This is a genomic window from Pantoea sp. DY-15, from assembly GCF_019795935.1.
GTDB classification, from domain to species: Bacteria; Pseudomonadota; Gammaproteobacteria; order Enterobacterales; family Enterobacteriaceae; genus Pantoea; species Pantoea leporis.
The window spans coordinates 1229451-1251561 of record NZ_JAIMIF010000001.1; the positions used below are offsets into that span (position 1 = coordinate 1229451).

Here is a 22111-nt window from a genome sequence, read left to right on the forward strand (position 1 = left end):
GTGTCTTTTTCAGCTTTACTCATAAATACATCAGGTTAGCGGCGAAGCTTGCATAGCGGTGTTTTTGTTAATATAAATTTGCAGGCAAGTTAACATAATTAACGTTTCCTCATTGCTGCTCCTCGGCATAACTCATTATGTTGGGCGTATGGACAAAAATATCCTTTTCAATCAGCGCATTCGCTTGCGTCATTTACATACCTTTGTGGCGGTGGCGCAGCAAGGCACGCTCGGTCGTGCCGCTGAAACGCTCAATCTGAGCCAGCCCGCTTTATCGAAAACACTGAATGAGCTGGAAGAGTTAGCGGGCGCGCGACTGTTTGAGCGCGGACGACTCGGCGCGCAGCTCACCACGCTGGGCGAACAGTTTCTGGTTCATGCGGTGAAAGTGCTGGATGCCCTCAATCATGCCGGGCAAAGCTTCAACGCGCCGCAGCCGGGCCGACCGGTGGTGATTCGACTCGGCGCGCTGACGACTGCGGCGATGGGCATGCTGCCGCAAATCCTCGATCGCTTCCATGAACAGCAACCTAACACCACGGTGCAGGTTGCGACATTGCATAACAACGTGTTGTTGGCCGGTTTACGTGCCGGTGAGTTTGATGTCGGGATTGGTCGTATGGCGGACAGCGATATGATGGCCGGACTCACTTATGAATTGCTGTTTCTGGAATCACTTAAACTGGTGGTGCGCCCCGATCATCCGCTATTAAGCGAGAACGTTATGCTGTCGCGCGCGATGCAGTGGCCAGTAGTGATTTCGCCGGAAGGCACCGCACCGCGCCGTATCGCGCAGCATATGCTGAATGAGCAAGGTTGTACCTTGCCAGCAAACTGCGTCGAAACCTCATCGACATCGCTGGCGCGACAGCTGGCATTGCGTTACGACTATGTGTGGTTTGTGCCTTCTGGCGCCATCAAAGAAGATTTAAATCACGATGCGTTGTGCGCGCTACCGATTGCCTCGCCAGGGCCAGGCGAACCGGTGGGCATTATTACACGCAGCGGCAGTCCATTAAGCCTGAGCGCCGAAGTGTTGATGGCGACCATCCGCAAATTCCACAGCTAGCGACTGTGTTTTGCATGACGCTCACGGTTCTCAAGGCGCGCCTGTTCGGTTTTTCGTAAACCGACATAGAGCGCGCCCGCCCCACCATCTTTCGGCTGCGCCGTACAAAAGGTCTGCACTTCTGCAAACTCCGGCAACCATCGCGCCACATAGCTGCGCACGATATTGGCGTGCGACTCATCGTCACGCCCTTTGCCATGAATAATCAATAGATTGCGCAACCCATGTTTATTGGCCTGCTGCATAAAGCTGAACAGCGCCTGACGACAGGTTTCCACCGGCTGACGCAACAGATTAAGGCTGGCTTCAGGCGGATATTTGCCCAGTCGCAGCTTATCCAGCACGCCTTGCTGTACGCCTTCAACTTTGAATTCCAGCGGTGTGGTCAGCGGAACGATGTCGAGATAGCCACGCGTGAGGAAATTTTCCTGCTCGTCACTTTCCTGCGGCGCACGCGGCGCTTTAGGCGAAGGTGCGCGCAGCCATTGGGTATTAGCGCAATTTTTTAATGGTGTCACATCACCCATGGCATCACGGAAAAGGTCTTCATCATCAAGGTTCATGGTGTTTCCTCTCGCCTGGTGTTTGCCTGCGCGTTCAATTCGACGCTAAAGCAAAAGAGTAGCAAAGGATTATGGGCAAAACATCTGTCACTTTTTGCGCTGTAATAAGCGCGCTTTAGTTGTAAACCTGGCAACAAAACGTTCCAGATCAATAAATGCGCTTCAGTCAGACCAGCGCAAACCGCGTAATACCTGACATTTGTGGGGTTTTAAGGACATTTACTGCTCGGATGAGTTCCCTTCGCTTAGAAAAATGTTAAAATTGACCGCAGTCAATAATCATCGAGCGTAACTATATGATCCAGGAAAAACGCAGCATTCGACGTATTCAGTCTGGCGGTTGTGCCATCCATTGTCAGGATTGCAGTATCAGCCAATTGTGTATTCCCTTCACGCTGAACGAGCACGAATTGGATCAGCTGGATAACATCATTGAGCGCAAAAAGCCGATTCAAAAAGGCCAGACGCTGTTCAAAGCCGGTGATGAACTGAAATCTCTCTACGCAATCCGCTCCGGCACTATCAAAAGCTACACCATCACTGAACAAGGCGACGAGCAAATTACTGGCTTCCATTTGGCAGGCGATTTGGTGGGTTTTGACGCCATTGTTGGTGCCAAACATCCAAGCTTTGCGCAAGCGCTGGAGACCGCGATGGTGTGCGAAATCCCGTTTGAAACGCTCGACGACCTCTCCGGTAAAATGCCGGCGCTGCGTCAGCAAATGATGCGTTTGATGAGCGGTGAAATCAAAGGCGATCAGGATATGATTCTGCTGCTGTCGAAGAAAAATGCCGAAGAGCGTTTGGCGGCATTTGTCTGGAATCTGTCGCGTCGTTTCGGTCAGCGCGGCTTCTCACAGCGTGAATTCCGTTTGACCATGACGCGTGGCGACATTGGTAACTATCTGGGACTAACCGTAGAAACCATCAGTCGTCTGCTGGGTCGCTTCCAGAAAAGTGGCATGCTGGCCGTAAAAGGCAAATATATCACCATTGAGAACCACGCTCTGCTGGCAGAATTAGCTGGCCAGACTGAACAAGCCGCGTGATTCTGTGCCGGGTTGATAAAAGTTATTTTATTGATCCGGCAACAACTTTTCCGCTTCTGCCCTGTCCAAACTTAGGCTATCTTTAACCCAACTTGCTTTGGTTTTAGGAGATCGGCTTATGTCCCGGTACCAAAATATTCTGGTGGCTATTGATGCCCAGCAGGACGATCAGCCCGCGCTGCGTCGTGCGGTTTATCTCAATCAACGTATTGGCGGAAAAATCAAAGCTTTCCTGCCTATTTACGACTTCTCATATGAAATGACCACGCTGCTGTCGCCCGACGAGCGCTCCAATATGCGCAAAGGGGTGATCAGTCAACGTACCGAATGGATCCGCCAACAGGCCCAAGCATATATTGAGGCTGGCGTTGAAATTGAAATCAAAGTGGTTTGGCATAACCGTCCCTATGAAGCCATCATCCAGGAAATTCTGGCACATCAGCATGATTTAGTGTTGAAAATGGCGCACCAGCACGATCGCCTCGAAGCGGTAATATTTACGCCGACGGATTGGCATCTGCTGCGTAAATGTCCATGTCCGGTGTGGATGGTGAAAGATCAGGCGTGGCCTGAAGGCGGCAAAGCGGTGGTAGCGGTCAACTTAGCCAGCGAAGAGCCGCATCATGATGAGCTGAATCAGAAGCTGATTCGTGAAACCACGCTGCTTGCCGAGATGGTGAATCACACCGAAGTGCATTTGGTTGGCGCTTATCCCATCACACCGATCAACATTGCTATCGAACTGCCCGACTTTGATCCCAGCGTCTATAACGACGCGATTCGCGGCCAGCATTTAGTGGCGATGAAAGCGCTGCGTCAAAAATTCTCCATCAGTGAAGAGTTCACCCACGTGGCGAAAGGTTTGCCCGAGGAAGTGATTCCGGATATTGCCTCGCATCTGGACGCCGGCATTGTGGTGCTCGGCACCATCGGCCGTACCGGTTTGTCAGCCGCGTTCCTGGGTAACACTGCGGAACAGGTGATTGATCATCTGCGTTGTGATTTGCTGGCGATCAAGCCAGACGATTTCAAATCGCCGATTGATTACGATGACGAAGAAGATGAAGACGATTGATTAAAAAAAGGGCGGCTCGCAATGGCCGCCCTACTTATTTCTACTCAGGGCGGTGAATCACATCACCGCCCTGCTTTTTTTACAGCGCGCGCAGAATGCCTTCCACGCTCGCTTTCGCATCGCCAAACAGCATCTGCGTATTGTCTTTAAAGAACAGCGGATTCTGTACGCCTGCGTATCCGGTGCTCATCGAGCGTTTAAACACAATCACGTTCTGCGCTTTCCACACTTCCAGCACCGGCATGCCAGCGATTGGACTGCGCGGATCTTCCAGTGCGGCTGGGTTAACGGTGTCATTCGCGCCGATAACCAAAACGGTATCGGTATCGCTGAAGTCATCGTTAATCTCATCCATTTCCAGCACCACATCGTATGGTACTTTCGCTTCCGCCAGCAGTACGTTCATGTGACCAGGCAAACGACCGGCAACCGGGTGAATACCAAAGCGAACTTTGATACCGCGCGCGCGTAGCTTTTCGGTAATCTCCGCTACCGGATACTGCGCCTGCGCCACCGCCATGCCATAACCCGGCGTGATCACTACAGAAGAAGAGGCTTTCAGCATTTCTGCCGTCTCTTCCGCCGTAATTTCACGATGCTCGCCCACTTCATCGCTCTCGCCGCCCACGCTTACGTCGGTACCAAAACCACCGGCGATCACGCTAATAAAGGAGCGGTTCATCGCTTTACACATGATGTAAGAGAGGATGGCACCGGAAGAACCGACCAGCGCACCGGTAACGATCAGCAAATCATTGCTCAGCATGAAGCCTGCCGCCGCCGCCGCCCAACCGGAGTAAGAGTTCAGCATTGAGACCACAACCGGCATATCCGCGCCACCAATTGACGCCACCAGATGCCAGCCAAACACCAGCGCAATGACGGTCATCAGCAGCAGCGCAAACACCTGCGCACCGGTGCTATCAGTTTGTACGAACCACAGCATCAGCAGGAAGGAAACCACCAACGCCGCGAGGTTCATTTTATGACGATGTGGCAGCATCAGCGCTGAAGAGGAAATCTTGCCGCGCAGTTTGCCAAACGCCACCAGTGAGCCGGTAAAGGTCACCGCACCGATGAAGATGCCGAGGAACACTTCGGTCAGATGGATATTTTCCATCACCGGCGCGAGGCCCGGAGCGTGATCGATGTAGCTGTTGAACCCCACCAACACCGCCGCCAAACCCACGAAGCTGTGCAGAATGGCAACCAGTTCCGGCATTTCGGTCATTTCGACTTTCTTCGCCAGACGCAAACCAATCGCACCACCGATCACCATCGCCAGCAGAATCCAGGCCACGTTCCCGGTGTTCGGGCCAAAAATGGTGGCGAGTAGCGCAATCGCCATGCCGCTCATACCAAAAATATTACCCTGCTTTGAGGTCTCGTGTTTCGAGAGACCGGCAAGGCTGCAAATAAACAGAATCGCGGCAACAATATATGCTGCAGTAACTAATCCGCCAGACATGTTGCTACCCCTTAATTCTTACGAAACATTTTCAGCATGCGCTGGGTGACGGTGAAACCACCGAAGATATTGATGCTGGCGATCAGTACGGCGATAAACGAAAGAATCGTTACCCAACCGCCGTGGCCCATCTGCAGCACCGCACCCACCACAATAATGCCGGAAATGGCGTTGGTAACGGCCATCAACGGCGTGTGCAATGCGTGACTCACGTTCCACACTACGTAATAGCCGACCACGCAAGAGAGCGCGAACACGGTGAAGTGCGAGAGGAAGTCCGGCGGCGCGACGTTGGCCAGGCAGGCAAACAGCACTACCGCCAGCGCCAGCAGCAGATACTTGCGCCATGGTGAAACCGGTTTGGCTTCTGCCTTCGGCAGCGGCTGTGCGGCGGGTTGCGCTTTCGGCGCTGCGGAAACCTGAATCGGCGGCGCTGGCCATGTCACTTCGCCATCACGAATCACCGTCACCCCGCGCACCACCACGTCGTCGAAATCCACGGTAATTTCGCCGTTTTTCTCTTTGCACAGCAGTTTCAGCAGGTTGACAAGGTTGGTACCGTAAAGCTGTGAGGATTGGGTTGGCAGGCGACTTGGCAAATCGGTGTAACCGATGATCTTCACGCCGTTAGGGGTTAAGGTCACCTGATCGGCCACCGTCAATTCGCAGTTACCGCCGGTTTGCGCAGCCAGATCGACGATTACGCTGCCTGGTTTCATGCTGGCAACCATCTCGGCAGTAATCAGCTTCGGGGCCGGACGGCCAGGAATCAACGCGGTGGTGACGATAATGTCCACTTCTTTCGCCTGCGCGGCAAACAGCTCCATCTCTGCCTTAATAAAGGCTTCAGACATCACTTTGGCATAACCATCGCCGCTGCCTGCTTCCTCTTCAAAGTCCAGCTCAAGGAACTCGGCGCCCATACTCTGCACCTGCTCTTTCACTTCCGGACGCGTATCGAACGCACGCACGATGGCACCTAAACTGCCTGCCGCACCGATGGCCGCTAATCCCGCGACGCCCGCACCGATCACCATCACTTTGGCTGGCGGCACTTTACCGGCAGCGGTGATTTGACCGGTGAAGAAGCGGCCGAATTCATGAGCGGCTTCAACGATGGCGCGATAACCCGCGATGTTCGCCATTGAGCTCAACGCATCCAGCGCCTGCGCACGAGAAATTCGCGGCACCGAATCCATAGCCATCACAGTGACGTTGCGTGCTGCCAGCTTTTCTAACAGCGCGGGATTCTGCGCAGGCCAGATAAAGCTCACCAACGTGCTACCGGCGCGCGTCAGTTCAATCTCCTGATCGTCCGGCGCATTCACTTTCAAAACGATGTCCGATTGCCACACATCGTGAGTGTTAGTAATAGTGGCGCCGACGGCGATAAAGCTTTCATCATCAAAGCTGGCGCGAAGTCCTGCGCTCTGTTCAACGGTGACGCTAAATCCCAGCTTGATTAGTTGCTCAACGGTCTTTGGCGTGGCGGCCACGCGCGACTCGTTGGCTAACCGTTCTTTGGGTATCCCAATTAACATACTGTTTCCTTTCAACAATTAAAGGATGAGGTTCTGTAAGTGGCAAAAAGCTCAAAAGCCGAAACAGTGTTTCAGCTTTTTATGAGCAAAATGCACAATGTAACAAAGTCTTTATAACCTACTGAAAATATGAAGAGTGATCCACAGCGATAACGCCCACTTATGACATTCACACAAATATTCAGACACAAAGATTGAATGCCATGTTTTGCCACTGCATTTGGTGTTTATTAAAAAATATTCTGCTGCGCAAAATCGTGTCATGTCGAATTAAGTGTTTTTAAAAACCTTTAATTAACAATGCGTTAACTATTATGGTACTAAGTGTTACCAGAATAAGTGGTTATCTGTGCAAAAAAGAGCCGTAACAGAAGTCAATGACAGGTCGATGAATAAACGGCAGAGATTGTCAATGTTATGCGCTTAAATTGGCTGAGACAGGCCGATTATTACATGCAATAATCAACGGCTAATCTGTTATACATCAAGAGTCCAGCACGTTTTCGTACTCATTTTGCGTAAGGCGAAGGATCATTTTTATGAAGCTGAAGAACACCATTCTGGCGTCAACCTTGTTATCACTGCTGGCAGCGAATGCGTTTGCTGCTAAAGAGTTAACGCCAGAGCAAGCGGCCGCGTTGAAACCATTCGAACGTATTAATATCAGCGGCCGTTTCAATGCGATTGGCGATGCAACTGATGCCATCTCCAAACAAGCCGATGCCAAAGGCGCTGACTCTTTCTATGTTCAGGGTATTAATGATAGCAACGGCAACGGCGGTAACTGGCGCGTAACGGCTGATTTGTATAAAGCTAACGCACCGAAAGCGGATGACTCCACTAAATATCGCACCTTCTTAGGCGTGAAAGAGCTGCCGAAAGCAGAAGCCTATCGCCTTGAGCCGTATGACACCGTATCGGTAAATGGCTTCTTCTCCAGCCAGCCAGATGTTAATGAAGCGATTGCCAAGGCAGCCAAAAATAAAGGTGCGGCATCGTTCTTTATCGTGCGTCAGGTTGATGCGAACAACGGCGGCAACCAGTTCGTGACCGCGTATGTTTACAGGGCTGATGCGCCAGAGCGTAAAGTACAGAACACCTCTGATTCAATCCCAGCAGATTCTGAAGCCGGTAAAGCAGCACTGGCCGCTGGTGGCACCGCCGCCACTAAAGTGGCCATTCCTGGCGTGGCCTCTTCGGATACCCCAAGCCGCAACGTTGGTCGTTTCTTCGAAACGCAAAGCTCAACCGGCCAACGTTACACGGTGAAAACTGCCGATGGCCGTAGCGTGCAGGAAGTGAATGCGATTACTGCTGCGCAGATGCAGCCGTTTGACACCATCACCTTCTCCGATCACTTTGGTACCCCAACCGAAATCTCGGAAGCGGTTGGCAAACGCGCAGTGGAAAAAGGCGCTAAGTACTACCACATCACGCGTCAATGGCAGAACCAGAGCGGCGGCAACCTGACCGTCACCGCCGATCTGTTCAAGTAATAGCGATTAAGGGCGGCGTCCGCCGCCCTTTTCAAAATCTCCTTCATACTAACTGCATAATCTGTGCGCAGATTTGCATAGTCTTGCATTGCCTTCCCCGTTTGCACTCCGTAAAATCTGCCGCCTGTTTTTAGGGGGATTCCGTTTCAAAGTTGGCTCATTGCCACGCGACACTCCAGCGGAATCGTCACCACCCAGCATACTCTGCTGTTTAGGATGGGCGTTTTGGATAAAAAATTAGGTCTTAGTGCGCTCACCGCGTTGGTACTCAGCTCTATGCTGGGCGCTGGCGTGTTCAGCCTGCCGCAAAATATGGCAGCGGTTGCCGGCCCGGCGGCGCTGCTGATCGGCTGGCTCATCACCGGCGTTGGCATCATCTTCCTGTCGCTCGCCATGCTGTTGCTGACGCGGCTGAAACCAGAGTTGGATGGCGGCATCTTTACCTATGCGCGCGCCGGATTTGGCGAGCTGATGGGCTTCTGCTCGGCGTGGGGATATTGGCTGTGCGCGGTAATCGCCAACGTCTCTTATCTGGTGATTGTCTTCTCGGCGCTGAGTTTCTTTACCGACACGCCGGATCGCGTGGTGTTTGGTGATGGCAATACGTGGCAGGCGATGCTCGGCGCGTCGGTGCTGCTGTGGCTGGTGCATTGTCTGGTGCTGCGCGGCGTGCAAACTGCGGCCAGCATTAATGTGCTGGCGACCTTGGGAAAACTGGTGCCGCTGTTGCTGTTTGTGGTGCTGGCGCTGCTGGCATTCAACTACGATCGCTTCCGCTTTGATTTCAGCGGCGTGGAACTCGGTCAGCCGCTGTGGCAGCAGGTGAAGCAAACCATGCTGATCACCTTGTGGGTATTTATTGGAGTGGAAGGCGCGGTGGTGGTTTCTGCGCGTGCGCGTAATAAACAGGATGTCGGACGCGCCACGCTGATGGCGGTGCTGGCCGCGCTACTGGTCTACTTGCTGGTTACGCTGCTGTCGTTAGGCGTGATTCCGCGTGCCGAGCTGGCGCAGATGCGCAATCCTTCTATGGCGGGTTTGATGAAGCATTTGCTCGGTCACTGGGGCGATGCGGTGATTGCGGTCGGATTGATTATTTCAGTGTGCGGCGCTTATCTGAGCTGGACGATTATGGCCGCTGAAGTGCCGTTCCTCGCCGCACAACAAGGTGCCTTCCCGCGCAGCATCGCGCGTCAGAACCGCCACAACTCCCCTTCGGCGTCGTTATGGCTGACCAACGGCAGCGTACAGGTTTGCCTGATTTTGATCGCCTTAACCGGTGCGGATTACAACACGCTGCTGACCATCGCTTCAGAAATGATTTTGGTGCCCTATCTGCTGGTGGGTCTGTATCTGATTAAGGTGGTGCGCGGGCAGAACAAACCCTGGGCGATGTTTACCGGCGTCGGTGCCAGCGCGTATGGCATTTGGCTGCTGTATGCGTCGGGTCCTTTGCATCTGCTGCTCTCTGTTGTGCTCTATGCGCCTGGATTGCTGCTGTTCCTGTTTGCACGACGCGGCGGCCGTGGCGACAAGGTGTTGTCACAGCTGGAGCGTATCGCGATTGTGTTGTTGATTGCGGCGTCACTGCCCGCGTTGTGGCAGCTAACGAATTAGTGCGGCTGAACCGGAATGGAAACGCACAGCAGGTCATCCTGCTGTGACAGATTGAGCGGCTTACGGTATTCCTGATGAATAGCGTCAAGCTGCTCGGTTGACAGCGGATACGGCAGCTGAATATCAAAGCGGCTGATATGTTGTTGTTCGGCCAGGGTGATCAAACGCGCGATGTTAATCTCGTCGCTCACCTGCGTTGAAATGATTTGTAATGCTAATTCTTTCAGATGATCGTCGCTGGCCTGAAGGTTGTGCGCCGATTTACGCGTCACCATGCCAAAAATAGGCATCACGCCATAAATGGCATCAACAAAACTCCAGCGTTTTTTGCAGGAAGCGGAGAGAAAATCACTGTAATTGAAGCAGATGCGATCACTGTATCCGGCTGAAGCCAGCTCTTTATCAGACACTCTCGCACTCCTCCTGTTTTTCGTTACGGTTCCGAACCTTGCGCGACAACGCGCCGCTAATGATGGCACATTTCACGGTATACATACCAGTCACGCAGGGATATTTCGTGCGATAGCGTAGAGCTCAGGACCAGGAAAAGCTATGCTGCTGAGATTCTCATCCGTCACAGTGAATTATGAACAAAATCGTCTATGTGGAAGATGAGCCAGAAGTAGGCGAACTGATCGCCGCTTATCTTGGCCGCCACGATATTGAAGTTATTGTTGAAACGCGCGGTGACCGCGCCGAAGCCACCATCGCCCTGCACGATCCCGATTTAGTGATGCTGGATATCATGTTACCCGGCAAAGATGGCATGACACTGTGCCGCGATCTGCGTGCTAGCTGGCAAGGTCCGATTGTCTTGCTCACTTCGCTTGACAGCGACATGAACCACATTCTGTCGCTGGAGATGGGCGCTAACGATTACATCCTCAAAACCACGCCGCCGGCGGTGTTGCTGGCGCGCCTGCGTTTGCATCTGCGTCAGGCGCATGCCGGTCAGCCGGAAGTGACGCCCGCCCTACAAAGCTCACAACGCGTGCTGCGTTTTGGTTCCCTGACCATCGACTCGCTCAATCGCCAGGTGACGCTGTTTGAGGAGAATATTGTGCTATCCACCGCCGATTTCGATCTGCTGTGGGAACTGGCGAATCACGCCGGACAGATCCTCAATCGCGATGCGCTGCTGAAAACCCTGCGCGGCGTGACCTACGATGGCATGGATCGCAGCATCGACGTGGCAATTTCTCGCTTACGCAAAAAACTCTACGACAGCGCCACCGAGCCATTCCGCATCAAAACCATCCGTAACAAAGGCTATCTGTTCGCGCCGCAGGCCTGGGATACCCGTTCCGCATGAGAAAGCTCTTTATTCAGTTCTATTTGCTGCTGTTCGTCTGTTTTCTGGTGATGACGCTGCTGGTTGGGCTGGTATACAAATTCACCGCCGAACGCGCCGGACGCCAGTCGATGAACGACTTGATGGCCAGCTCGCTTTTTTTGATGCGCAGCGAACTGCGCGAGATCCCACCGCGCGACTGGAGCAAAACCATTCGCAGCCTCGATCTTGACCTGTCGTTTGATCTGAATATTGAACCGATGAGCAAATATCAGCTGGGTGATGCAGACATGAAGCGCCTGCGCGCCGGGGAAATCGTGGCGATTGACGATCAGTACACCTTCTTACAGCATATTCCGCGCAGCCATTACGTGCTTTCCGTCGGCCCGATTCCTTACCTTTTCTATCTGCATCAGATGCGCATTCTGGATATCGCGCTGCTGGCGTTTATTGGTATGTCGCTGGCGCTGCCGGTGTTTATCTGGCTGCGTCCGCACTGGCAAGAGATGCAGCGGCTAGAGAAAGCCGCGCAGCGTTTTGGCCGTGGCGAACTCGACGTGCGCACCCATTTTGAAAGCACCTCTAGCCTGCACAGTCTTGGCGTGGCGTTTAATCAGATGGCGGAGAACATCAACACGCTGGTTGCCAGTAAGAAACAACTGATTGACGGCATCGCACACGAGTTGCGTACGCCGCTGGTGCGACTGCGCTACCGGCTGGAGATGAGCGATAACCTCACCGCTTCGGAATCCGCCGCGCTGAACCGCGATGTGGGCCAGCTGGAGAGTTTGATTGAGGAGTTGCTGACGTATGCGCGCCTCGATCGTCCGCGCGTTGATCTTCATCTGCAATCCTTCGATCTGGCGCATTGGCTGCGTGTACATATTGAAGACGTGCAAACCATGAATCCGCAGACGCAGATTGCGCTGGATATCCCGCAGCTGGAGAACGTCGGCAGCGCTGATACGCGCCTTATGGAGCGTGTGCTGGATAATCTGGTGAATAACGCCCTGCGCTATGCGCAACAGCGCCTGCGCGTCAGCTTATGGTTTGATGGCGCGTTGGGCTGTTTGCAGGTGGAAGACGACGGTCCGGGCATTCCGCAGGAAGAGCGCGCCCGCGTGTTCGAACCTTTTGTACGCCTCGATCCAAGCCGCGATCGCGCCACCGGCGGTTGTGGTTTGGGTCTGGCGATCGTGCACTCCATTGCGCTGGCCATGCAGGGAAATGTCTCGATTGAGAGCAGCCCGCTTGGCGGCGCCAGCGTTCGCTTTTGCTGGCCGGTTGATCTACCCTTGCGGGACATTGCGCCACGCTTACCGTCATAAGGAGCTTTTTACGTGACTTCAGCTTATCAAGAACTTAGCCGCACTTTTCAGCGTCTCTCCCGCTTTGGCCATTTAGGCGCCATTGCCGGTGTCGATATGCAAACCACCATGCCGCCGGGCGGCAGCCAGGCGCGCGGTGAAGCGATGGCCGAACTGAGCGTGTTCATGCACGAAGTGCTGACCGATAAACGCCTCGGCGTGCTGTTTGATGCCGCGCAGCAGGAATCATTGAATGATGTCGAACAGGTTAACCTGAGCGAGATGCAGCGCGCCTGGCAGCAAGCAACGCTGCTGCCCGCCTCACTGGTTGAAGCCAAGTCGCTGGCCGGTTCGCGCTGTGAACACGCCTGGCGTCAGCAGCGTCCGGCGAACGACTGGCAAGGTTTCTCCGCCAATCTGAAAGAAGTGGTCAAGCTGAGTCGTCAAGAGGCGCAGCTGCGTGCCGATGCACTCGGCGGATCGCGCTACGACGCGCTGCTGGATGTGTTTGAGCCTGGCATGACCAGCGCGCAGCTGGATCAAACCTTTGGCGATCTCAAAAGCTGGCTGCCCGACCTGCTACAAAAAGCCGTGGCGAAGCAGCAGCAAACCCCGATCGCGCAGCCGGTGGGTCCGTTCGCTATCGAATCGCAGAAACAGCTCGGCCTGAGCGTGATGAAAACGCTGGGCTTCGATTTCAATCACGGTCGTTTAGATGTGAGTGCGCACCCGTTCTGTGGCGGCGTGCCGGAAGATGTGCGTATTACCACGCGTTACAACGAGAACGACTTCCTCAGCGCCATGATGGGCGTGATCCATGAAACCGGCCATGCGCGCTACGAGCAGAATTTGCCAAAACAGTGGCGCGGTCAGCCGGTGGCGCAAGCGCGTTCTACCGCAATTCATGAGTCGCAAAGCCTATTTATGGAGATGCAGTTGGGGCGCAGTGAAGCCTTCCTGCAACATATCCATCCGCAGGTGGTGGCGCTGATGGGCGATCAGCCTGCGCTGGCGCTAAACAACTTTATCCGTCAGGCGCAGCGCGTGAAGCCGGGCTTTATTCGTGTCGACGCTGATGAACTGAGTTATCCGGCGCACGTGATTTTACGTTACGAGATCGAGCGCGCGCTGATTGAGGGCGAGATTGAGGTTGATGATATCCCGGCGCTGTGGGACGAGAAGATGCAGCAATCGTTGGGTATTGATACGCGTGGTAATTATCGCGATGGCTGCATGCAGGATATTCACTGGACTGACGGCGCGTTTGGCTATTTCCCAACCTACACCTTGGGCGCGATGTATGCAGCCCAGCTGTTCCAGGCAGTGAAGCGTGCGATTCCGCAGGTTGAGACGCTGATCCAGCAAGGTGAGTTGCAGCCGGTGTTCGACTGGTTACAGCAAAACATCTGGCAGCACGGCAGCCGTTTCCCAACGCAGCAGCTGCTGATTAATGCCACCGGCGAAGCGCTGAATCCGCGCTATTTCCGTCAGCACCTTGAACAACGTTATCTCTCTGAGTAAACTGCGCGGCGGCCGATGCGGCCGCTCTTTTCTCTTCCTTTACGCCGCTTTGTACAATCCGTTACACGCCGATACCAATGCCTCACGGAAAGCCTGAATTGTTTTTCATATAGTGTTTTCACCGGCCCCGCAGTGGGCTACACATGAAAAAATAGTTCGAGGATTTTGCAATGAAAAAATTATTTGCACTGGTGATCGCCGCTGCTATGGGTATGTCTTCTGTTGCTTTCGCTGCTGAGACCACAGCTGCTCCAGCAACGCCAGCAACCACTGCAGCGCCAGCGAAACACAAAGCAGTACACCATAAGAAACCTGCTGCTCAGAAAGCGCAGGCGGCTAAGAAGCACAAAAAAGTAGAGAAGAAAGCGCCAGCTGCACAGAAAGCTCAGGCCGCTAAAAAGCATCATAAAAAAGCAACCAAGCCAGCGGCACAGAAAGCCCAGGCTGCGAAAAAGCACCACAAAAAAGCAACCAAGCCAGCTGCACAGAAAGCTCAGGCTGCTAAAAAGCACCACAAAGCAACCAAACCAGCTGCACAGAAAGCTCAGGCTGCTAAAAAGCACCACAAAGTAACCAAGCCAGCTGCGCAGAAAGCTCAGGCTGCTAAAAAGCATCACAAAGTGAAAAAAGCAGCTAAATAAGATCGCCTTTAGCGCCAACACCGTATTGATGATTGAAAACACCCGGTTATGCCGGGTGTTTATTTACTGGAGTAGCGAAAAATGGTGCGTCGCTATCGCTTCGAAATTATTCTGATTGTGATGATCCTCTGTGGCATAGTTGCAGCCAGCTTTTTTATCTAGTTGTTGTAGCGTGCTGATTACTCCAATATTTCTCCCTTTTTCACCGCTCACCGACTATAGTTATCGCTCAAGCGTGATGACAACAACTTCTACTTATTCTCGCCATTGAGAGAACTATGCGCCTGGCTATCCTGTTACTCGTTGGTCTTTTCAGTTTTACCCACACAGCACATGCCGATGATGAAGATGGGCCAAGCCCGGAAGACATCAAAACGTTGTTCTTTGGCAAAGATCATCGCCAGGCGATTAGCGACGTGAGCGCCGCGCCCTGGGATGCCATCGGTCAGTTAGAGACCGAAAGCGGTAACCTCTGCACTGCCACCCTGATTTCTGCCCATCTGGCGTTGACCGCCGGACACTGTTTATTGGCTCCGCCCGGCAAATTTGATAAGCCGGTGGCGCTGCGTTTTATGGCCAGCGCGAAAGGCTGGCGCTACGAGATTCATGATATTGATGCGCGCGTTGAACCCTCTTTAGCGCGCCGGTTGCAGGCAGACGGCGAAGGCTGGATCGTGCCGCCGGGAGCCGCACCCTACGATTACGGACTGGTTATTTTGCATAACCCTCCCTCCGGTATTGTGCCGATTCCATTGTTTGAGGGTTCGCGTGGCGATTTAACCGCCGCGTTGAAAACCACGCAACGTAAAGTGACGCAAGCCGGATATCCGGCCGATCATCTGGATACGCTCTATTCGCACAGCGATTGTTTAGTGACCGGTTGGGCGCAGCGTGCAGTGTTGTCGCATCAGTGCGATACCTTGCCGGGCGACAGCGGTTCGCCGCTGCTGTTGAAGAACGGTGATGAGTGGCAGTTGATTGCGGTACAGAGTTCAGCACCCGCGCCGGCCGATCGTTACCGTGCCGATAACCGCGCGATTGCGGTGCCGTCCTTTAAAGATAAGCTGGAAGAGTTAGCCCAGTAATTCCGCGCTCTCAGGCAAAAAGGCGGAGCCGCTACGTAACGTCGTCGTGGCCCATCCCTGGGGCCGCTGCCCCGCCTTGCCGTTTTCTTCGAGAATTGTGCGATGTTAAAAACGCGCTGTTTCGTAGCGGCGCGATTTATCGCGCCATCTAACAATTAACTCAACTGCTCCATCGCCTGCAGAATACGCTTATCCGAAATTGGATAAGGCGTGCCCAACTGCTGGGCGAAATAGCTAATTCGCAGCTCTTCCAGCATCCAGCGAATCGCCTGCACGTCGGCATCATCCTGACGCTGGGGCGGCAATTTATTCCGCCACGTCTGCCAGGCTTGCTCCACCGCCTGCACTTTTAGCATACGCGCACGATCGCTGTGAGGATCGACCGGCAGCTTCTCGAGACGACGCTCAATACCTTGCAGATAGCGCAGCGTATCACCAAGACGCGACCAGCCATTGCCGGTGACGAAACCGCGATACACCAGGCCATTCATTTGCGCTTTGATATCGCCTAACGCCAGCGCCAGCGACATGTCCACGCGTCCTTTAAGGAACTTGTTGATATTGAACACGCAGGTCAGGATCTGTTCGACCTGTTTAGCGATGGTGACCACGGTTTCATTCAAATCAGCACGCACTTTGTCGCGCAGCTGTTCGAAGTTTTCCTGTTGCCACGCCGGGCCGCCCGCCTCCGCCATCAGCTTATCCACGCCGCAGGCGATGCAGTCATCGATCAGTTCCAGCACTTTGCCGTAGGGATTGAAGTACAAACCGAGTTTGGCTTTGTTCGGTAGCTTCTCGTGCAGATACTTGGTTGGCGACGGAATGTTGAGCAGCAGCAGGCGACGCTGACCGCGCCACATCATTTTCTGCTGTTCCACTTCGCTATCGAACAGGCGAATCGCCACGCTGTCCTTTTCATCCACCAGCGCCGGCCAGGCTTTGACCTGATAGCTGCCGCGCTTCTGCTCGTAGCTTTGCGGCAAATCGCCAAAGCTCCAGATGTGCAAACCGCTCTGCTCCAGGCCATCGTCCGCCACTTTCGACAGCGTTTCCTGCACTTTGCCTTTCAGCAGCAGCCGCAGCTGATGCAGATTTTTGCCTTCCTGCAGCTTACGGTTGTGCTCGTCAACCACCCGGAAAGTCATTTTCAGGTGATCGGGCACCTGATCCCACTGCCAGGCTTCCCGGTCAATGGTGACGCCGGTCATGCGGCGGAATTCGCGTTCCAGCGCATCCAGCAACGGCAGTTCCATCGCCGTTACGCGACCGAGAAACGCTTCGGCGTAGTTGGGCGCGGGTACCAGATTACGGCGCACCGGCTTGGGCAGTGATTTGATCAGCGCGATAACCAGTTCGCGGCGCACGCCCGGAATTTGCCACTCAAAACCGGTCTCTTCGATTTGGTTCAGCAGCGGCAGCGGAATGTGCACCGTCACGCCATCGGCATCCGCGCCCGGTTCAAACTGATAGCTCAGTTTGAGCTTCAGGTTGCCTTGATGCCAGAAGTTGGGGTAATCGAGCTGGCTGACTTTGTCCGCGCCGTCTTTGATCAGCATTTGCTTATCAAAGCTCAGCAGATCCGGATTCTCTTTGCTGGCCTGCTTCCACCAGCTATCGAAATGGCGTGCAGACACCACGTCGCTGCCGATGCGGCGATCGTAGAAAGCGAACAGCGTTTCATCATCGACCAGAATGTCGCGACGACGCGATTTGTGCTCCAGATCTTCAATTTCGTTGCGCAGTTTCAGGTTATTGCGGAAGAACGCGTGACGCGTCTGCCAATCGCCCTCCACCAGCGCATGACGGATAAACAGCTCGCGGCTCAGTTGCGGATCAATGCGGCTGTAGTTAACCTTACGCGCCTGCACAATTGCCAGGCCGTAAAGCGTCACTTTTTCCGTCGCCATCACCGCGCCCTGTGCTTTTTCCCAGTGCGGTTCGCTGTAACTGCGTTTAATCAGATGCTGCGCCAGCGGCTCGATCCATTCCGGATCGATACGGGCGGCAACGCGGCCCCATAAACGGCTGGTTTCCACCAGTTCCGCCACCATCGTCCACTTCGGCGGCTTCTTAAACAGCCCGGAACCGGGGAAGATGGCGAAGCGCGCGTTGCGAGCGCCGGTAAACTCCTGCTTGTCGTTATCTTTCTGACCAATATGCGACAGCAAGCCGGTAAGCAAAGCGCAGTGCACTTCACGATACGGCGCAGGTTCGCTGTTGACTGGCATCCCCTGTTCCCGCACCACCTGACGCAGTTGCGTGTAGATATCCTGCCATTCACGCACGCGCAGATAGTTAAGGAACTCGGTTTTACACAGGCGGCGGAAGTGATTGCTGGAGAGCGCTTTTTGCTGTTCCTGCAGGTAATTCCACAGATTGACGAAGGCGAGGAAATCAGACTCTTTATCCTCAAAACGACGATGTTTTTCGTCAGATGCCTGCTTTTTATCCGAAGGACGCTCGCGCGGGTCCTGAATCGATAGCGCCGCGGTGATGATCATCGCTTCGCGTACGCAGCCAAATTTTTGCGCTTCCAGCACCATGCGCGCCATACGCGGATCGACGGGCAGCTGCGCGAGCTGGCGGCCCGAAGGCGTCAGCTTGTAGGTTTCGTCTTCACTCAGCGTGATGGCACCCAGCTCTTCCAGCAGGCGCACGCCATCCTGAATATTGCGCTTGTCCGGTGCTTCGACAAATGGGAAGGCAGCAATATCGCCCAGTCCCAGCGCGGTCATCTGAAGAATCACCGAGGCGAGGTTAGTACGCAGAATTTCGGGATCGGTAAATTCCGGGCGGCTAAGGAAATCATCCTCGGAATAGAGGCGAATACAGATACCTTCCGAAACGCGGCCGCAGCGACCTTTTCGCTGATTAGCGGAAGCCTGCGAAATCGGCTCAATCGGCAAGCGCTGCACTTTAGTGCGGAAACTGTAGCGGCTGATACGCGCGGTACCAGGATCGATAACGTATTTGATGCCAGGCACGGTCAGCGAGGTTTCCGCCACGTTGGTCGCCAGCACGATGCGGCGTCCACTGTGCGACTGGAACACACGGTTTTGCTCGGCGTTCGACAGGCGCGCATACAGCGGCAGAATCTCGGTGTGCGCAATATCGCGCTTCATCAGCGCATCGGCAGTATCGCGGATTTCGCGCTCGCCGCTCATAAAGATCAGGATATCGCCGCGGCTCTCTTGTCCCAGCTCATCGACCGCATCAAAAATAGCCTGCAGCTGATCGCGATCGGTGTCGTCAGCCTCTTCCACCATTGGGCGATAACGTACTTCGACCGGATACGTCCGGCCGGACACTTCAATCACCGGCGCATTGTGGAAATGGCGTGAGAAGCGCTGCGGATCGATGGTCGCTGACGTGATAATGACTTTTAAGTCGGGACGACGCGGCAAAAGTTCGCGCAGATAGCCGAGCAGGAAATCGATGTTGAGACTGCGTTCGTGCGCTTCATCGATAATGATGGTGTCGTACTGCAGCAACAGGCGATCCTGCTGGATTTCTGCCAGCAGGATACCGTCGGTCATCAGCTTAACCTGGGTGGTTTCGCTCACCTGATCGTTAAAGCGCACCTTGTAACCGATGGTGCCGCCGAGCGAGGTTTCCAGCTCATCGGCAATGCGGTTGGCCACGGTGCGCGCCGCCAGACGACGCGGCTGAGTGTGACCAATCAGCCCTTTAACCCCGCGCCCCAGCGCCAGGCAGATTTTCGGCAACTGCGTGGTTTTACCCGATCCGGTTTCACCCGCGACGATCACCACCTGATGCTGACCGATCGCATCAGCAATGTCCTGCTGCTTCTGACTCACCGGCAGGTTGTCAGGGAAAGTGATGCGCGGTGTCGCCGCCGTGCGCTGCGCCAGGCGCTGCTCCGCCGCGACAAATTCCGGCTCCAGTTCAGCCACAATGCCCTGCTGCGCCGCAGGATTTTTCACCTTTGCAGCGCCCAGCAGTCGACGTCGCAGACGTTGACTGTCGCGCAGCGTCAGATTATCGAGCCGCGGCCAGAGGGAGGCTAAAGGTGAAGAGTCGGATGATGACATAGCGATGCGTTACCTGTTGTTGCAGCGGGCAGATGATTTCCCGGCGGATTCAAGCAATTAATGGTCGGCATCATAGCACAATTTGGAACACCTGCCTGAACGGGACGTGCGAGGTTATTCAATTATTTCGAACATTGATCTCGAAATATTGCGCTTTTACCCCGCGGGCTAACTCCGTACAGTGTAAAGCATTGAGCGGTAAGCCAACCGCGTAACGCACAGGAAAATACCATGAGCAAAGTTTTAGTTCTGAAATCAAGCATCCTCGCTGGTTACTCTCAGTCAAATCAACTGGCTGACTTCTACGCTGACGAAGCACGCGCTAAAGGTGACTCGGTTACCGTACGTGATTTAGCCGCGCAGCCGATTCCGGTGCTGGATGGTGAGCTGGTTGGCGCGCTGCGCCCATCCGATGCCCCACTGTCACCACGTCAGCAGGAAGCGCTGTCTCTCTCCGATGAGCTGATTGCTGAACTGCAAGCCCATGACACCGTGGTTATTGCCGCCCCCATGTACAACTTCAACATTCCAACTCAGTTGAAAAATTACTTCGATCTGATTGCCCGCGCTGGCGTGACCTTCCGTTACACCGAAGCAGGTCCGGAAGGCCTGGTGACCGGCAAACGTGCGGTGATCCTCTCCAGCCGTGGCGGCATCCATAAAGATACGGCCAGCGATCTGCTGACCCCGTACGTGAAGCTGTTCCTCGGCTTCATCGGTATCACTGACGTAGACTTCGTGTTCGCGGAAGGCATCGCTTATGGTCCAGAAGTGGCGACCAAAGCGGCTAACGATGCAAAAGACGCCATCAAACAAATTGTTGCTGCGTAATCATTTTTTTCGCATGATCAATGCCCGTCAGGCTTAACTGGCGGGCATTTTTTTTGCTGTTATTTTTCAGCACAGCGAAAGGAGATGAAGTGACACAACACAATCAATATGGTCAGCCTATCGGTTTTGCGCTACCCGACTGGCAACCCGCAATCTTCCCGCCCGCTGCTATTCTCACTGGCCGCTTTTGCCATCTCACACCGCTTCAACTCAATCACGCGCCTGCCCTGCTTACCTCCTTTTTGCTGGCACCCGACGATCGCGACTGGACCTGGCTTGGCGCATCGCAGCCGCAATCGTTAGCCGAGATGAACGATTGGATTGCTAACAAAATAGGTGACCGTGGATTGGTCAGTTATGCGGTGATCGATCAGGCTAATCAGCAAGCGGTTGGCGCGGTCTGTTTCGCCAATATCGACGTGCAGAACGGCGCGATTGAGATTGGCCATGTGACCTGGTCGCCGCTGATGCAGCGCAACGTATTGGGCAGTGAAGCGTTATATTTGCTGTTGCAGCAGGCCTTCGCGCTCGGTTATCGCCGCGTGGCTTGGCGTTGTGATTCCCTAAATCTGGCGTCCCGACGCGCAGCTGAACGTATCGGCTTTACCTTTGAAGGTCGTTTTCGTCAGGCCATGACGCGCAAACAGCGCAATCGCGATACCGATTGGTTATCAATCATTGATGGTGAATGGCCGCCGATTCAGCAGGCTTTAAGCCAATGGCTGGCGGTGGAGAATATGGATCAGCACGGACGCGAAAGGCAAAAGCTGCGCTGCTTTTTCTCCACAGATTGACGTTGGCTATACTGACTCGCTGTTATCCACGCAATTGAAGAGGTACTCATGTCCAAGGTATTTATCATTGGCGGCGCAGGCAACATTGGCCGTCGTCTGGCATCACTGCTGGCCGCAAACGGGCACGTTGCGCGCCCGCTGTTTCGCAAAGCGGAACAGGAGCAGCCTTTGCGTGAACGGGGTGCGGAGCCGGTTAACGGCGACTTAACCGCGCTGGACGCAACATCGCTGGCCGCGCTAATGAAGGGCAGCGATGTGGTGGTCTTTACCGCCGGTGCCGGCGGCAAAGGCGGTGAAGAGATGACGAACGCCATTGATGGCAAAGGATTAACCACCGCGGTTGCTGCCGCGCAGCAGGCCGGCATCTCACGCTTTCTGCTGGTGTCGGCTTTCCCTGAAGCCGGCAGAAACAAAAACCTCTCCGCCAGCTTCGAAAATTACATGCGCGTGAAGAAAGCAGCGGATGTCGAGCTGGCGCAAAGCGATCTGGATTGGGTGATTTTACGCCCCGGCACGCTAACGGATGAGCAAAGCCAAGGCCGGGTGCGTGCTGGTTTGGCCATCCCGTATGGCGATATTCCTCGCGATGACGTGGCGGCGACGCTGGCTGAAATCATCGATCAACCGGCGGTCAGCCGGGTGATCATTGAGTTAACCGGCGGTGAAGTGCCGGTGCATGAAGCAGTTAAGCAACTGGCAACACGCTAGCGT

18 protein-coding genes are annotated in these 22111 nt (G+C 54.4%); 13 read left to right on the forward strand and 5 right to left on the reverse strand.

Features of this window, described 5'->3' with window-relative positions; genetic code table 11:
- Positions 1-148 precede the first annotated feature (148 nt).
- Positions 149-1069, forward strand: a complete 921-nt coding sequence (locus tag K5Y32_RS05890) for a LysR substrate-binding domain-containing protein (RefSeq protein WP_101764323.1) — start codon at positions 149-151, stop codon at positions 1067-1069.
- Here the strand turns inward: K5Y32_RS05890 and smrA are convergent.
- Positions 1066-1632, reverse strand: a complete 567-nt coding sequence (smrA, locus tag K5Y32_RS05895) for a DNA endonuclease SmrA (RefSeq protein ID WP_137385845.1) — start codon at positions 1630-1632, stop codon at positions 1066-1068. The genes K5Y32_RS05890 and smrA overlap by 4 nt on opposite strands.
- A 296-nt stretch (positions 1633-1928) precedes the next feature.
- On the opposite strand from smrA, the gene K5Y32_RS05900 reads away from it, so the two are divergent.
- Both K5Y32_RS05900 and uspE read left to right on the forward strand, forming a co-directional pair.
- Positions 1929-2681: an FNR family transcription factor gene (locus tag K5Y32_RS05900; protein WP_008106391.1), complete on the forward strand. Its 753-nt coding sequence runs from the start codon at positions 1929-1931 to the stop codon at positions 2679-2681.
- Between the two features lie 118 nt (positions 2682-2799).
- The gene (gene uspE, locus K5Y32_RS05905) at positions 2800-3756 is read left to right on the forward strand and encodes a universal stress protein UspE (RefSeq protein ID WP_222182185.1); all 957 of its coding nucleotides are present in this window, start codon (positions 2800-2802) and stop codon (positions 3754-3756) included.
- A 79-nt stretch (positions 3757-3835) separates the two neighbouring features.
- Here uspE and pntB read toward each other — a convergent pair whose 3' ends face one another.
- Together pntB and pntA are read right to left on the reverse strand one after the other, a co-directional pair.
- A complete protein-coding gene (pntB, locus tag K5Y32_RS05910; protein WP_101764320.1) occupies positions 3836-5224 on the reverse strand; it encodes a Re/Si-specific NAD(P)(+) transhydrogenase subunit beta in 1389 nt (462 codons plus the stop codon).
- Positions 5225-5235: 11 nt separating this feature from the next.
- On the reverse strand, positions 5236-6765 hold the full coding sequence (pntA, locus tag K5Y32_RS05915; protein ID WP_101764319.1) for a Re/Si-specific NAD(P)(+) transhydrogenase subunit alpha: 1530 nt from the start codon (positions 6763-6765) through the stop codon (positions 5236-5238).
- A 539-nt stretch (positions 6766-7304) separates the two neighbouring features.
- Here pntA and ydgH point away from each other — a divergent pair.
- Together ydgH and K5Y32_RS05925 are read left to right on the forward strand one after the other, a co-directional pair.
- A complete protein-coding gene (ydgH, locus tag K5Y32_RS05920; RefSeq protein ID WP_222182186.1) occupies positions 7305-8261 on the forward strand; it encodes a DUF1471 family protein YdgH in 957 nt (318 codons plus the stop codon).
- A 225-nt stretch (positions 8262-8486) separates the two neighbouring features.
- Positions 8487-9878 carry an amino acid permease gene (locus K5Y32_RS05925; protein ID WP_192233953.1) on the forward strand — a complete coding sequence of 464 codons (1392 nt, stop codon included), beginning with the start codon at positions 8487-8489 and terminating at the stop codon, positions 9876-9878.
- Here K5Y32_RS05925 and K5Y32_RS05930 read toward each other — a convergent pair.
- Positions 9875-10288 (reverse strand): hypothetical protein, encoded by a 414-nt coding sequence (locus K5Y32_RS05930; RefSeq protein ID WP_222182189.1) that lies wholly within the window; start codon positions 10286-10288, stop codon positions 9875-9877. The genes K5Y32_RS05925 and K5Y32_RS05930 overlap by 4 nt on opposite strands.
- Positions 10289-10464: 176 nt before the next feature.
- Between K5Y32_RS05930 and rstA the strand changes: the two genes are divergently transcribed.
- The 5 genes from rstA to K5Y32_RS05955 all read left to right on the forward strand — a co-directional run bounded on the left by rstA (position 10465) and on the right by K5Y32_RS05955 (position 15723).
- On the forward strand, positions 10465-11190 hold the full coding sequence (gene rstA, locus K5Y32_RS05935; RefSeq protein ID WP_101764317.1) for a two-component system response regulator RstA: 726 nt from the start codon (positions 10465-10467) through the stop codon (positions 11188-11190).
- Complete coding sequence (gene rstB / locus K5Y32_RS05940; protein ID WP_222182191.1) at positions 11187-12497, forward strand: two-component system sensor histidine kinase RstB; 1311 nt, start codon at positions 11187-11189, stop codon at positions 12495-12497. The genes rstA and rstB overlap by 4 nt, the downstream gene beginning before the upstream one ends.
- A gap of 12 nt (positions 12498-12509) precedes the next feature.
- Positions 12510-13997, forward strand: a complete 1488-nt coding sequence (locus K5Y32_RS05945) for a carboxypeptidase M32 (protein WP_222182193.1) — start codon at positions 12510-12512, stop codon at positions 13995-13997.
- A gap of 170 nt (positions 13998-14167) precedes the next feature.
- On the forward strand, positions 14168-14638 hold the full coding sequence (asr, locus tag K5Y32_RS05950) for an acid resistance repetitive basic protein Asr (RefSeq protein WP_007888004.1): 471 nt from the start codon (positions 14168-14170) through the stop codon (positions 14636-14638).
- A 278-nt stretch (positions 14639-14916) separates the two neighbouring features.
- Complete coding sequence (locus tag K5Y32_RS05955; protein ID WP_137385851.1) at positions 14917-15723, forward strand: serine protease; 807 nt, start codon at positions 14917-14919, stop codon at positions 15721-15723.
- Between the two features lie 155 nt (positions 15724-15878).
- Here the strand turns inward: K5Y32_RS05955 and hrpA are convergent, their stop codons facing one another.
- Positions 15879-19775 carry an ATP-dependent RNA helicase HrpA gene (gene hrpA, locus K5Y32_RS05960; protein WP_222182195.1) on the reverse strand — a complete coding sequence of 1299 codons (3897 nt, stop codon included), beginning with the start codon at positions 19773-19775 and terminating at the stop codon, positions 15879-15881.
- A 231-nt stretch (positions 19776-20006) separates the two neighbouring features.
- Between hrpA and K5Y32_RS05965 the strand changes: the two genes are divergently transcribed.
- The 3 genes from K5Y32_RS05965 (at position 20007) to K5Y32_RS05975 (ending at position 22108) form a co-directional block, all read left to right on the forward strand.
- On the forward strand, positions 20007-20606 hold the full coding sequence (locus K5Y32_RS05965) for an FMN-dependent NADH-azoreductase (protein ID WP_222182197.1): 600 nt from the start codon (positions 20007-20009) through the stop codon (positions 20604-20606).
- Between the two features lie 89 nt (positions 20607-20695).
- On the forward strand, positions 20696-21400 hold the full coding sequence (locus tag K5Y32_RS05970; protein WP_222182199.1) for a GNAT family N-acetyltransferase: 705 nt from the start codon (positions 20696-20698) through the stop codon (positions 21398-21400).
- Positions 21401-21448: 48 nt separating this feature from the next.
- A complete protein-coding gene (locus K5Y32_RS05975) occupies positions 21449-22108 on the forward strand; it encodes an NAD(P)H-binding protein (protein ID WP_222182201.1) in 660 nt (219 codons plus the stop codon).
- The last annotated feature ends 3 nt before the right edge of the window (positions 22109-22111 follow it).

Bases quoted from the DNA above. Each gene is read 5' to 3' on its own strand.
- pntB (WP_101764320.1), bottom strand. From the start codon at position 5,224: ATGTCTGGCGGATTAGTTACTGCAGCATATATTGTTGCCGCGATTCTG.
- K5Y32_RS05890 (WP_101764323.1), top strand. From the start codon at position 149: ATGGACAAAAATATCCTTTTCAATCAGCGCATTCGCTTGCGTCATTTA.
- rstB (WP_222182191.1), top strand. From the start codon at position 11,187: ATGAGAAAGCTCTTTATTCAGTTCTATTTGCTGCTGTTCGTCTGTTTT.
- smrA (WP_137385845.1), bottom strand. From the start codon at position 1,632: ATGAACCTTGATGATGAAGACCTTTTCCGTGATGCCATGGGTGATGTG.
- rstA (WP_101764317.1), top strand. From the start codon at position 10,465: ATGAACAAAATCGTCTATGTGGAAGATGAGCCAGAAGTAGGCGAACTG.
- K5Y32_RS05975 (WP_222182201.1), top strand. From the start codon at position 21,449: ATGTCCAAGGTATTTATCATTGGCGGCGCAGGCAACATTGGCCGTCGT.
- asr (WP_007888004.1), top strand. From the start codon at position 14,168: ATGAAAAAATTATTTGCACTGGTGATCGCCGCTGCTATGGGTATGTCT.
- ydgH (WP_222182186.1), top strand. From the start codon at position 7,305: ATGAAGCTGAAGAACACCATTCTGGCGTCAACCTTGTTATCACTGCTG.
- K5Y32_RS05900 (WP_008106391.1), top strand. From the start codon at position 1,929: ATGATCCAGGAAAAACGCAGCATTCGACGTATTCAGTCTGGCGGTTGT.
- K5Y32_RS05965 (WP_222182197.1), top strand. From the start codon at position 20,007: ATGAGCAAAGTTTTAGTTCTGAAATCAAGCATCCTCGCTGGTTACTCT.
- K5Y32_RS05955 (WP_137385851.1), top strand. From the start codon at position 14,917: ATGCGCCTGGCTATCCTGTTACTCGTTGGTCTTTTCAGTTTTACCCAC.
- pntA (WP_101764319.1), bottom strand. From the start codon at position 6,765: ATGTTAATTGGGATACCCAAAGAACGGTTAGCCAACGAGTCGCGCGTG.
- uspE (WP_222182185.1), top strand. From the start codon at position 2,800: ATGTCCCGGTACCAAAATATTCTGGTGGCTATTGATGCCCAGCAGGAC.
- hrpA (WP_222182195.1), bottom strand. From the start codon at position 19,775: ATGTCATCATCCGACTCTTCACCTTTAGCCTCCCTCTGGCCGCGGCTC.